The 12,371-nt window shown below is 45.0% G+C and carries 14 protein-coding genes; 3 read left to right on the top strand and 11 right to left on the bottom strand.

The genetic code is table 11. The annotated features are described in order from the left end of the window. Positions 1-6 precede the first annotated feature (6 nt). Positions 7-1,422 (bottom strand): coniferyl aldehyde dehydrogenase, encoded by a 1,416-nt coding sequence (locus ACUM5Y_RS08845; RefSeq protein WP_445976511.1) that lies wholly within the window; start codon positions 1,420-1,422, stop codon positions 7-9. A gap of 110 nt (positions 1,423-1,532) precedes the next feature. Between ACUM5Y_RS08845 and ACUM5Y_RS08840 the strand changes: the two genes are divergently transcribed. Next, positions 1,533-2,153, top strand: a complete 621-nt coding sequence (locus ACUM5Y_RS08840) for an SGNH/GDSL hydrolase family protein (protein WP_445976510.1) — start codon at positions 1,533-1,535, stop codon at positions 2,151-2,153. A 324-nt stretch (positions 2,154-2,477) separates the two neighbouring features. On the opposite strand, the gene ACUM5Y_RS08835 is transcribed toward ACUM5Y_RS08840, so the two are convergent. Continuing rightward, positions 2,478-2,936: a YehS family protein gene (locus tag ACUM5Y_RS08835; RefSeq protein WP_445976509.1), complete on the bottom strand. Its 459-nt coding sequence runs from the start codon at positions 2,934-2,936 to the stop codon at positions 2,478-2,480. Positions 2,937-3,237: 301 nt separating this feature from the next. Between ACUM5Y_RS08835 and ACUM5Y_RS08830 the strand changes: the two genes are divergently transcribed. Then, positions 3,238-4,647: an alanine/glycine:cation symporter family protein gene (locus ACUM5Y_RS08830; RefSeq protein ID WP_445976508.1), complete on the top strand. Its 1,410-nt coding sequence runs from the start codon at positions 3,238-3,240 to the stop codon at positions 4,645-4,647. Between the two features lie 67 nt (positions 4,648-4,714). Here the strand turns inward: ACUM5Y_RS08830 and ACUM5Y_RS08825 are convergent, their stop codons facing one another. From ACUM5Y_RS08825 to ACUM5Y_RS08815, 3 genes are all read right to left on the bottom strand, one after another. Continuing rightward, positions 4,715-5,776, bottom strand: a complete 1,062-nt coding sequence (locus ACUM5Y_RS08825) for a class I SAM-dependent methyltransferase (protein WP_445976507.1) — start codon at positions 5,774-5,776, stop codon at positions 4,715-4,717. Next, complete coding sequence (locus tag ACUM5Y_RS08820; protein ID WP_445976506.1) at positions 5,766-6,374, bottom strand: gamma-glutamylcyclotransferase family protein; 609 nt, start codon at positions 6,372-6,374, stop codon at positions 5,766-5,768. The genes ACUM5Y_RS08825 and ACUM5Y_RS08820 overlap by 11 nt, the downstream gene beginning before the upstream one ends. A 76-nt stretch (positions 6,375-6,450) precedes the next feature. Then, positions 6,451-8,112, bottom strand: a complete 1,662-nt coding sequence (locus ACUM5Y_RS08815) for a tannase/feruloyl esterase family alpha/beta hydrolase (RefSeq protein ID WP_445976505.1) — start codon at positions 8,110-8,112, stop codon at positions 6,451-6,453. Between the two features lie 220 nt (positions 8,113-8,332). Here ACUM5Y_RS08815 and ACUM5Y_RS08810 point away from each other — a divergent pair, with 220 nt between their 5' ends. Continuing rightward, positions 8,333-8,818, top strand: coding sequence for a TlpA family protein disulfide reductase (locus ACUM5Y_RS08810; RefSeq protein WP_445976504.1), 486 nt, complete (start codon positions 8,333-8,335; stop codon positions 8,816-8,818). A 3-nt stretch (positions 8,819-8,821) separates the two neighbouring features. Here the strand turns inward: ACUM5Y_RS08810 and ACUM5Y_RS08805 are convergent, their stop codons facing one another. The 6 genes from ACUM5Y_RS08805 to cyoC are packed head-to-tail and all read right to left on the bottom strand — an operon-like array spanning position 8,822 to position 12,317. Beyond that, positions 8,822-9,250: a copper chaperone PCu(A)C gene (locus tag ACUM5Y_RS08805; RefSeq protein ID WP_445976503.1), complete on the bottom strand. Its 429-nt coding sequence runs from the start codon at positions 9,248-9,250 to the stop codon at positions 8,822-8,824. Positions 9,251-9,261: 11 nt separating this feature from the next. Then, on the bottom strand, positions 9,262-9,774 hold the full coding sequence (locus tag ACUM5Y_RS08800; protein WP_445976502.1) for a hypothetical protein: 513 nt from the start codon (positions 9,772-9,774) through the stop codon (positions 9,262-9,264). Positions 9,775-9,813: 39 nt separating this feature from the next. Next, positions 9,814-10,437, bottom strand: a complete 624-nt coding sequence (locus ACUM5Y_RS08795) for an SCO family protein (protein ID WP_445976501.1) — start codon at positions 10,435-10,437, stop codon at positions 9,814-9,816. Positions 10,438-10,439: 2 nt separating this feature from the next. Beyond that, complete coding sequence (gene cyoE, locus ACUM5Y_RS08790) at positions 10,440-11,345, bottom strand: heme o synthase (RefSeq protein WP_445976500.1); 906 nt, start codon at positions 11,343-11,345, stop codon at positions 10,440-10,442. 16 nt (positions 11,346-11,361) lie between these two features. After that, the gene (gene cyoD, locus ACUM5Y_RS08785; protein ID WP_445976499.1) at positions 11,362-11,697 is read right to left on the bottom strand and encodes a cytochrome o ubiquinol oxidase subunit IV; all 336 of its coding nucleotides are present in this window, start codon (positions 11,695-11,697) and stop codon (positions 11,362-11,364) included. Next, entirely contained in the window at positions 11,697-12,317 is a 621-nt protein-coding gene (cyoC, locus tag ACUM5Y_RS08780) for a cytochrome o ubiquinol oxidase subunit III (RefSeq protein ID WP_445976498.1), read from the bottom strand. The genes cyoD and cyoC overlap by 1 nt, the downstream gene beginning before the upstream one ends. Positions 12,318-12,371: the final 54 nt, after the last annotated feature.

The raw sequence follows: 12,371 nt of genomic DNA, 5'->3' as shown, positions 1-12,371 counted from the left end.
AACCGCCTACAAGTGTCGCCATATTTTAGCAAATAGCTTATGAGGTTTACGTTGATAGGGTGGCAACAGCCACGCGAGTAGATCGGGGCCTTGCTTGTAAACCACGGATTTAGCATGGGAAAAAGTAATAAAACCTTCTTTCGCATGATAAGAGCCCATGCCTGAATGGCCAGTACCACCAAAGGGCAGGTCGACCTGAGCCACTTGCACTAAAGTATGGTTAAACACCAAACTGCCACTGTGAATCCGCTCTTCACACTGCATCATTTCCAAGTTATCACTCGTGAAAACATACATGGCTAAGGGTCTAGGCCGCTGCTGAATATAGTCTAAAGCCTCGCCGAATGAATCATAGGTTAGAATCGGCAGCAGTGGGCCAAAGATTTCATCCTGCATAACTTGCAGCGCATCATTTGCTTCATGCAACACATGCAATGCGAGTTTCCCCTCTAGCTCTGCTGGGCCAGTCATTAGATTTTCACAAAGCACTTCTGCTTGCTCGGCTTCTTTAAGGTAGCCGAGCAAGCGCTCTAACTGACGCGCATTGATCATGCTCGTGTAATCTGGACTTGCAATCCCTTGAGGATAAAGTTGACCCAGCTTGGTTTTGAGTAAGTCTATCAAGGCGGATTTATGAGACTGATGACAAAGAATATAATCAGGAGCCACACAAGTTTGCCCTGCGTTCATCATTTTGCCGAAAAGAAGACGATCTGCCACCCTTTCCAGATTGGCACTTTGTGTAACCACCAAAGGCGACTTACCGCCTAGCTCTAAAGTAACGGGGGTGAGGTTCAAGGCGGCATTGGCCATGACTTTCTTGCCGACCTGACTAGAGCCTGTAAACAATATGTGATCCAGCGGCAGTTGCGTAAACTCGTTGGCAACGTCCGCTTCCCCTTCAATAAAACAGACCCAATCTTGTCCAAGCGCTTCTAATAGAAGTTTACTTAACACGCGATTGGTTGCTGGGCAAAATTCAGAAGCTTTGATCATGACCCGGTTGCCTGCGGCAATAGCACCGATTAAAGGCCCTAGAGATAAAAGCACAGGATAGTTCCATGGGGAAATAACGCCCACAATCCCTTTTGGCTGATAAAGAACCTTGCCGCGACTGGGCTGAATGCTGAAGTGCAGATGGCGCTTCGAAGGTTTCATCCAATTTCTCAAAGATTGCTTGGCATGCTTCAGTTCATGCAGGGTAGGCAACAACTCAATGAGGCGGGACTCTTCTGGTGCTCTATGACCGTAATCCGTTTGTAGCGCCTCTAGTAGCTCAACTTCATACTGCACCAGAGAATTCTGTAACGCCGATAATAACTGCTGGCGCTGTTCTAAAGAGGGGTAAGGATGATGGTTTTTCGCCGCACTCAATCGCTCTAAAGCCTCATGAAGCCGACCTTTATTATACTTTTCAGACATAATATTAACCGAATATTATAATTATTGATTATGTAATGTAACACAAAAACTCAGACTAGCATTCCCCCTTGATAGTTCGCTAAACTGAGGGAAACCTAAAGGAGTAATAGATGGCTACAATTCTTTGTTATGGTGATTCTCTCACTTGGGGATCAGTACCAAATGGTGGACGTTACCCTGCCCATTTACGCTGGCCAACCCTGCTAAACGAAGCCCTAGGGGGCGATCATCAGGTTATTAATTTTGGTTTACCGGGTCGGACGACAATCTGGAATGAACCGTTTCTTGAGGGGCGTAATGGCTTAACCTACATTCAAGCCGCCTTAGAAACCTTTGGCCCAGTAGACGTGCTTATTATTATGCTGGGCACCAATGATTTAAAACGCCATTTCAATATTGGGGCCTTTGAAGCCGCTAAAGGCGTCGAAAAGCTGATCAAAAAAGCCCGTATGCCAAATCAGCAGGTTTTTCCTTACCCTGAAATCGTCATTGTCGCCCCGCCGAATATTTTATCCCCAACAGGTGAAATGGCCGAAAGTTTCGATGGCGCCGTTGAAAAGTCTCAATATTTCCATCAGCACTATCAAAAAATAGCCTCTCAGAATAATTGTCTGTTCTTGAATTCCGCTGGGGTGTTACAACCGAGTACGATAGATGGAGTGCATTTGGATACGAAAGGCAACCAGCAGCTAGCCGCAGCCCTTGCTGAGTTGATAAAGCCCAACCTATAAATTCAAATCTTTGTTTTAAATAGATTTTTAAGAAAAATTTAAAATAGGGAAATCCGTATTCACAAAGCAAGTGTCTGAGAAAAACGCTCGGTACTTGCTTTTTTTATACCAGATAACGCCTTTCTGACCCTTGACAATGCTTATAGCTCAGAAAACATGCACACAAAGCTCAGCATTTAGCTTAAAAAATGCGCGATTTCGCCTTCTACACCCAGTTCGCATGAAAAAATCTTGCGGCTAAGTTTCGTTCACAAAGTTATCCACAGGAAATCTGCCACCTTATGGGCGCTTAATTTTCTGAAAAGTGAAGGCGAACAACCCTGTTTACGGACGAAGTTGCTTCTGTAAACCCATTAGGAAGTTTCTTAGGATCTGGTCTTTGCATTCACAGTAGTGACGGTTGCCTGGCTTACGAAAAAAAGAACTTAATTCATGCTTACTCAGGTTAAATTCGGCCTGCTGCATAATCGCCAAAATATCATCTGCCTGTAGGTTTAAGGCGATGCGCAACTTCATGAAGATTGCATTATTGGTTAACCGCTTTTCAGGCTCAGGCTGCTGACCTTCACGCTTGCCACGCTTAACATTGATCAAACCATTTAGGAATGTAGCCATTTCGATATCTAGCATCTCGACATAGCCGGCACTGTCTTCTTTTTTAAGCCAAGCATTCACCTGCTCTTGAGTTGCCGAAGCCTCAGCGCTGGAAAAAATGTCGACGATCTCCAGCTCCTTCAGATCAAGGGTATAACGAAGGCGGCGTAAAATGTCATTGTTATTCAAAATGCTTTCCTAAGGTTTGAGTGTCATGACTCGTAGGGGAGAGCTCATGACAAAGAGCGCGCAACTTTAACAGAATTACGACCAGATCCCCATGAATCATTACTAATAATTAAAGATTTACCAGTTAGGAAGTTTTCAAATAGCGACTTTTATCGTCAATACGCCTTTATTTTTCTAATTTAGGCGTGTTTTTTATGTTTTTTTGCATTGATTGAGCGCAAAACGTACTTTCTGTTTAATTTTGGTGCAAAAACCTTTAGTCTACCGCACAAATTGTTACACGAAATTTAGGATGCACTTTATGGACTCAATTATTAACTTTCTCAATAACATTTTCTGGGGCTATATCCTGATTTATGGACTACTCGCTGTCGGGATTTACTTCACCGTTAGATTGGGTTTTCTACAAATTAGACACTTCCCCGAATTTTTCCGTTCTGTGCTAAAAGCGCCTAGCAAAGATCGCGGCGGTATCTCCCCCTTCCAAGCATTATGTACCAGCCTAGCTTCTCGTATCGGTACTGGTAACCTAGCGGGTGTCGCGGTTGCTATTACCTTAGGTGGCCCAGGTGCTATTTTTTGGATGTGGATGGTTGCCCTTGTCGGCATGGCAACCGCCTATGCAGAAAGTACCTTGGCGCAGTTGTTTAAAACACGTGACGAAAACGGTCAATTGCGTGGTGGCCCAGCCTTTTATATGTCTAAAGGTTTAAACGCCCCATGGGCAGGCGCTATTTTCGCGGTCTCACTGATCATCGCCTTTGGTCTAGTGTTTAATGCTGTGCAAGCTAACTCCATCGCTGGAGCGATGGAAGGTGCTTTTGATCTTCCGCCTATCGGCGTTGGTGTCGTGGTTGCCATTTTGGCAGGCGTAGTGATCTTCGGAGGCATTCGTACCATAGCTCGCGTCGCCGAGTTTGTCGTGCCGATTATGGCAGGCTTGTACCTTTTGGTAGCACTTTACGTGATTGCCACCAACATCTCTGAAGTACCACACATTTTGGGACTGATCGTAAAAAGCGCCTTCGGTTTCGAAGAAGCGATTGGCGGGATTGCCGGGGCTATGCTGAACGGTATTAAACGTGGTCTGTTCTCCAACGAAGCGGGTATGGGTTCTGCACCAAATATTGCAGCGGCGGCAACACCGAACCCTCATCACCCTTCATCACAGGGCTTAGTACAAGGTTTGGGTGTCTTTATTGATACCATCTTAGTTTGTACTGCGACGGCTATCTTAATCCTTATGTCTGGCGTTTTAGAAGGTGGTTCAACGCTGACAGGCGTACCGCTAACTCAGGCAGCCATGGGTGTGCATATCGGTTCGATTGGTACTTACTTCATCGCCATCGCAATCTTCTTCTTTGCCTTCACCTCTATTATTGGTAACTACTCCTACGCAGAAAACGCTGTGGTTTTCCTAAAAGGCGGCAAAGCTGGTATTTTTGTGTTGCGTATTGCTGGACTACTAATGGTGGTATGGGGCGCTTACGAAAGCGTTGCAACAGTTTTCAACCTTGCAGATGCTGCCATGGGCTTGATGGCAACCGTCAACCTAGTGGCAATTATGTTGCTCTCTGGTTTGGTGGTTAAGCTAACGAAAGACTACTTCCAACAGCGTAAAACAACTGACTCGCCTATCTTTGATCCAAAAGATTACCCAGAAGTGGCTGAGAAAATTGATTTGAACATCTGGAATGAAGGTAAAAAGTAAGCGTTAACGAAGCAACACTTACCACTAAAAAGGCCCCTTTGTTCACAGAGCGAAGGGGCCTTTTTGCTTAACGTTTTTTAGGCTGACGCCCGTGATAGATTGCGAAACCTTGATCACGTAGCAAGCGGGTATGTGACCCTAGTGCAGCATCGAGTAACGGTGGGTAGCGCAAGAAATCATTCGCCACGACAAACAACTCACCATTTAACGTTAGGTGCTGTTTTACCGTCATAAAGAAGCTTTCCGCGATACTGTAATCGGTATTAATACCTGTATGGAAAGGCGGATTAGTAATCACATAGTTAAAACGGCCTTTGATGCCAGACAGTCCATTAGAAGCCACCAAGCTAAGCTGCTGACCAGCGTCATTGGCGGCAAAGGTAAGTTCCGTTGCTTTTAGCGCCAATGCACTGTCATCCAAGGCCGTTACCTTGGCGCCTGTATGTTTATAAAGCCATAAGGCAATCACCCCATCACCACAGCCAAAGTCTAAAAGGCGCGCATTGGCAACGTCACTCATGAAGCGGTGTTGTTCAAGTTGCTTGAGCAAGAGCGCCGTGCCACGATCCAACTTGCCGTGCCCAAAGACCCCAGGCAGGCTACACAAGGTTAGCTTTTGCCCAGCGATTTCAATTTCCCATGAGGTCAGCCAGTCTTCGAATACAAAGGCTTTCGCCGCTTGTTGCTTATAGCCTGTGTACAGCAAGCAATGCTTGGCACCATCTACTTTGCCCACGTCTTCTAAACCTTGAGTGAGACGCTTCATAGAGGATTTAACACCGCTTTTGTTATCGCCCACCAACCAGACTTGTCCACCGGTTTTCAATAGCGGTAAAACCGACGCGATAAGATAGTCTAGCAAGTCTTTGGCTTTCGGTTGGTAAATCACAATATGATCAAAATCACTGGCGAACGTCGAATCCCACTGGGCTGAAAACACCAGTTTTTCTTCGTTGAAACCAACTCTTAGCAATTGATCGAAAAGGGTTTTAGACTGGCTCCAAGCATAAACGTCTTGTAAACCAGATAAAGTTTGAGGGTAGCTATCCTCAGGGTTAGCAAACAATATTTTGCCTGCTAACGCGTCTTCATTACGCGCCAACAACTGACTCGTTGAGTTAAGATTCATAGGTTATAGATAACTCTTTAATTGATAAAGTAGATACAGGTGCCAATAAAGTATTCAAGCGCTCTGTACAAAGTTCGGGCTGCACTCTTGGATAACGAGGCGTCTGCCTATCGTTTAATAAGGGTCCATTCCAACCAAGGGTTAAGGTAAGAAAATCCTGAGCAAAATCTTCCCCATGCTCTAAACAACCCGATAAGATGACATCCACATAGCTCAAGGCGATGGGGCAGGTCTGATTCGGCCTAACAACTTCTTCCGTGTGATAAACCCAGTAAGTGCCTTCAGGCAGTTCATCACCATGATAGGGGCTAAGGTGCGACGCTTGGATCTGGCTTCTTTGGTAACCGCGCTCTCGTTCGTCAAATAAGGCAAGCTGATCTTCTGGCACTTCTACCAGCACACCATTACAAGCTTCACCTTCGGCCCGCAGCACCGCCACAGAACTCATACCAAACTCTAATGACATGATCGACCAATGACGCTGAAAACCTGACAGTTTCACTGGCCAAACAGACCCAGTTTCCCCCGTTTTCGCGCGACTTTCTCCATTGATAAGGCTGCCATAGCCAAGGATAAAGTGCCGTTCTCTGTCTTGCATATCCAGCTCCTAAGCTACAGATTTAAAAGAGGTGCATGATAACGTGCGAAAAATGTCAGTACCAGCTTTGTGAAGTTTATCCCCCTCGGCACACAAAGGAAGAAGCCGCACGCAGATCCCCTTGCTGATAATGTGCATAACTTGGATAAGGGCATAAAGGCCGTGAAAGACCAATCATACTAGGGGTGATTTCTGGGTTAGAGCGGCGAGTGTAGGCCGTAATCGTCCCAGCAGGTTGCTGTTGTTCGACCCATTGCACCAAGGGCTCTAAGCTATTAAAGCTATCCACGGACGAACCGCCCTGACCATGAGGCATACCGGGAATACGGTAAAACTGTACAAAGTCTGAAGCTCGCCCTTGATGATAAAAATCTAGGAAGTCGTACCAACGTACGGTTTCTTTGACCGAAAAAGCTGGGTCACTATTACCATGGAAAAGAATCATCTTGCCCCCCGCTTGCTTAAATTTATCTAAGCGCGGCCGTTGCACATCGGGCGGATTCATCAAAGCTAATGAAGAGGCCGTAAAAGGTTTTTGCTGATGGGTTAATCTGGCCACATCTTTATCAAAATCAAAACTTAACAAGAAGGTGGTTAAGGAGTAAGCGGTGCCTTTTACGTCATAAGGTGGCGTCATGTAGATGTTAGCTAAAGCCGAGGCGGTTAAAACATGATGAACGGCTTGGTAATCCCAAAAAGCGACATCACTTCTTAATCGCCATTGGCGCCAGTTTTTAGAGCGAACACCCGAATCAAACAACCAGCCAGAATACAGGGCAATGTCGTTACTGTTATGGGGGCCTCTATGCATATTAATCAGCGCCGCAAGCGTTTCTGTTTCTATACAATCCCGGTCAAACTTACCGTGACATACCAGTTCAGTCGGCTTGAACACACTCTGACAGGCATCAATCGCAAACACCAAATTATCGCGGATGCCATCCAACCCATCACACTGTGATATGACACCTTGAGCCAGTAATGCCAAATCCTTTGCGCTAACCTGCTGCTGAATTTCCTTACTTAAACGATGTAGGATTTGCACATCCCAAGGGGCCTGTAACGCAGCTCTGGGCTGATTCAACCCCGGCGCCCCCACCAGTAGACCATCAAACATGCTTGGAAATCGCGTCGCCGCCACCATGGCTAACCTGCCACCGTTTCCTTCCCCTATACCGTAGGCATAACGAATAGATGTTTGATAATAACGCTCGACTATTTGCTTGGCTAAAGGGGCTAATTTTTCAACGCTTGCATAGGCATAATCAAGGCGGGCTTGAGGGTCATGACCAAACAACGAGCTGCCTACCAAGCCTTCGTTTAAGTTGGCACTGGCATCATGGCCACCGTTACTCGATAGCACTGCAAAACCTTGATTGATGGCATATTGACTGACCTTCAAGCCTGTAATGCCACCCAGTGCAGGTTTCACATAGCCGTCATTGCCTTCGTTGAATTGATAAGCAAAACGGCCTTGCCAATTGTCGGGCATGCGGATTTCAAAATGGGTTGCGTAAGATTTACCATCTATGCCTTGTCGTGGCTCTAAAACACCTCTCACCGCACAAAAAGCACCCTTAACGTCTTTGTTGACGGTACGAACAGAACTGGTGATTTTGATACCTTGTGGGCTTTCATCCACCATATCTTGGCAATTCAAGGGGGCAGCAAAGCTCCCTGAAGCACCGACTAAAGAGACAAAAGCAGTCATGAGATAGGGGGCTAAAAGCTTGTTCACCAACAACATCCTTACGGGTTTTTACAAGAATCCAAGGTTATCCAATAAACACCTAAGTGAAGTACTCAAAATAACCAATATTGGCCAAAATAGAAAGTTAGGGGATATGACAAAGCGAAATAAAAAAGAATGCCCACTGCAAAGCCCTTGGTAAGATTTTCATCACTGCGGGGATTTGCGATAATGCCGTTTCGTTTTCACCCAGCCTAAGAGCTTCATTATGTTATTGAACAACAAATCACTTTTCTTCAAGCTGCTCGGCTGTGCCTTATTGCCCATCATTACTTTATTGGTGGTGCTAAGCTTACAGAAGAAGCCTGTTTTTGAACCTGTTTCTGGTCCGGCTTACTCTTGGAAAAGCGAACAATGGACGCTTATTAACTATTTTGCGGAATGGTGTAAGCCTTGTTTAGAAGAGTTGCCCGAACTCAACCATCTTGCTAATGCCGGAGAATTACGGGTGTTTGGTATCAGTTACGATAGCCTTTCTGACGAAGAAATTAAGGGATTAATCTCCCGCTACAAGATTAAATTTCCCGTATTGAAAACCGCCTCCCTAGAGAATCTACCGGTAAAAATTCCAGCAGTATTGCCAACGACCTACCTGCTTTCCCCAAGCGGAGAAATAGTCGACGTGTTACACGGTAAAGTGACGTTAGAGGGCATTGACGCCCTACTTGCCAAGCACGGCGCAAAAAAAAGCTGAGGGTTACTCAGCTTTTCTTGGATCAATAATATCAAACTTGAAGGTTTGTGATGTCCCGTCATCGTATTTCAGGGTGATGTCGGCTTTCTCACCATGCTTCACGCGTTTTTTCAGGCCAATCAGCATCACATGGTAGCCATTTGGGGCAAAGCGCACAGACTCGCCAGCGTCCACATCGATATACTTTTCATGGCGCATGATCATGCGATCACCGTCCATTTTATGGCTATGTAATTCAGCAAATTCTGCGACGTCCGTCGCCGCGCCAACAATGCGTACATCCTCTTTAGAAGTGTTCTCAACCAACATGTAGGCTGCAGTGTTATCACTGCCCGGTACGTTTGCTCGAACGTTTGTACGGCTAATCTCTAATTGCCCTGCGAAAACCAAAGGGCAAGCAAGTAGCATAATACTCGCGACAATCTTTTTCATTTTAAAACCTCTTAAATACCGCTGTGACGACGAGTAACTAAACACTCAGAGCCAGATTTGATGCTGGTTAGTGTGGCGTTCTTCGTTAGGCGTTCTTTATGACGCAAGAAGAAGCTATCGTCACTCAATTTGCCGACGTATTCCCATTTCTTGAAGACTTGTTCACGCACCGCAAGGCAAGTTTCCGGTAGGGCAAACACTTCTTGGTAAGATACTTCACACTCGCCATTCACCATAGGTGAGGCGTTGAAAACCACTTGTGCATCCTGGTCGTTATAAGAGATCACACCCACCACAGTAAAAGGGTATTTATCCGCATGATGCTTAGGTTGGTCGACATGTAGACGATGAGAGTTTTTACCGATGAGCTCATCTGCTATCGACAACAACGGCAGTTTGCATTGTTGGATGTCATGCTCTTCCACAATAATGGACATAGATGTCTCGGCTTGCGCCTGTAGAGATAGGAAAATACTCGGAGCAATGATCACAGTAGACAATAGGTGACGAACAATATTATTCATAACACGTCCTTTCATTTACGCAGCACAAGGAAGGCTTAATTAAGAAGCGGTCGTTTCCATGTTTTGCAATTGCTGAATGCGAGCGGCAAGCTCATTTGGCGTAGTGCTGTGACTCATGGTGGTGAACAATTTACCGTTTTTATCAATCATGTAAAAACGAGAAGAATGGTCCACTGTGTAACCAAGCGCAGAACCTTCAAGGTCCGTTAACTCGAAAAACACACCATAATCTGAGGTAACTTTATCGATTTCTTCACGAGTGCCTGTCAAAGCAAGCAGGTCATTATCGTAGTAATCACCAAAGTCATACAGGTCTTCAAGGGAGTCTCTTTCAGGATCCACACTGATAAACAAGAACTGTACATCGTCCCTTTCTTGGTCAGAAAGCTGCTTGTAAGCAGCCTGCACCACGCCAATAGAGGCGGGGCAAGCTTCGGTACAGCTTAGAAAGCCAAAGTAAACCACGCCGACTTTGCCTTTAATATCATCCAAAGAAAATGGCCCTTGCTTAGTTTGCAAGGTGAAGGGGCCACCCAGTTCACTGATTGGCTTATATTTCTCGCCTAGCGGACGGGTAGTGGTGGTTACGTAGAAAGCGATAATAAAGATAGACATTAAAATCGCAACAATGACGGAACCTTTTACAACTTTAGATTCATTCATTTTTATACCGCTATTGATACCGGTTGCACAGATGAAACAACTTCCACTTGTCCATTATCAACATAATCAACCGAAATTAAGACACTGAATACAGTGATCATAACAATGGAGAAAACAAACAGTTTACGTCCCCATACTTTCTCGTCTTGCGCTTTGGAACCCACTTTAACAAGGTAAATCCAATAGATGCTCATCAGACTGATCACTAAAGCATATAGGTTGCCTACAAAGCCTCGTTCAACGAGTAATAAGGCGGCTACAGCAAATGCAGCGATATAGACAAACATATGGTAACGGGCAGTCTGCACACCATATTTTACCGGTAATACAGGAATATCCGCCGCTTTATAGTCATCAAAACGACAAATGGCGATCGCGTAGGAGTGTGGAATCTGCCAAAAGCAGAATGTCAGCAACAAAATGGCTGCGCCAACATCAAAACCATTACTGACGGCAACATAGCCCATCACGGGTGGACAAGCACCTGATAAACTACCGACAAGCGTACCGTAAACGGAATTACGCTTATATTTCAGCGTATAGAAGCCAACGTATACCAGAATACCAATGACACCGAATAATACCGTATGAACCGTGGTATAGAGATACAGCAAGATAAAGCCAATGGCACCTAGTACCACAGACAAGGTTAAAGCAGAACTAACACTAATGCGGCCTTGAGCCAAAGCACGGTTTTTTGTGCGGCTCATTTTTAGGTCAATATCACGATCAACGTAATTATTAATAATGCATCCGCAAGCAACAATACATGTTGTGCCGATCAACACTATTAGCAATAAAAACCAATCAATATTGCCTTTTGCAGCAAGGAAAAAGCCGCTTGCAGCGGCTATAAGATTTCCGAAGATAATGCCTGGCTTGGTCAGCGAAACATAGTCTTTAAACATAATTTTCTCGACTAGGTTAGTGACCCATCAGCATATTATGATTCAAGTGTTCGAATATCCACATAGAACCAACAATGACGAAAAGTAGAATAAATAGTGCGTAAACAGCCGAGACAGTTAACCAAGTTTGCTTAGAAGATCCGTTCATATGTAGGAAGAAAACCATTTGAACAAGAACCTGAGCAATCGCCGCGGCAACAATAGTTACAACGACAAAGGTGTCACTGCCAGTACCCGTCATCACTAAGTAAAAAGGGATAACTGTCAGTACGATAGATAGAATCAGACCCGTAACGTATTCTTTAACGCTACCGTGGGCTTGTCCGCCAGGACCAGTTTTTGTTGATGACATTACATAGCTCCTCTTAAATAAACAAAGCTAAATACACAAATCCAGATAATGTCTAGGAAATGCCAGAACAAACTTAAGCAAGCTAAACGAATCTTGTTTTCGTTACTAAAGCCATCGCGGTTAAAGTGAATGAACAAGAAGAACATCCAGATTAGACCAGCTGTTACGTGCAAACCGTGAGTCGCTACCAAGCTGTAGAAAGATGTCCAGTAACCACTAGTTTGTGGCGTCGCACCTTCATGGCTGAAATGTACGAATTCGTAGATTTCCATGCCAAGGAAACCAAGACCTAAGATGGCGGTAATGATCAGCCAGAACTTAGTTTTAGCCATGTTTTCAACATTGGCGCCCAACATTGCCATACCGAAGGTGAAACTACTCAACAACAGTAGGGCCGTTTCAACGGCAACAAAGCTTAAATCGAACAACTCACCAGGGGTGATGCCGTTTGCAAAGTTTTGGCCCATTACGGCGTACGTTGCAAACAAAGTACTAAATAATAGACAGTCACTGATTATGTATAGCCAGAAGCCAAATACATAGCGATCAGCTGCTTCAGCCTCATGGTGGTGGTGATCATCATGGTCATGAATATCATGATCGTTAGTTAATGCAGTCATAAATATCTTCCAAAATTTAAGGTCAAGTTATAGCGCCAGCTGTGTGGCGCTATA

The sequence above is a fragment of the Marinomonas dokdonensis genome (assembly GCF_052747885.1).
The sequence above is the reverse complement of the archived record's forward strand: the minus strand, read 5'-3'. Positions and strand labels throughout refer to the sequence as shown.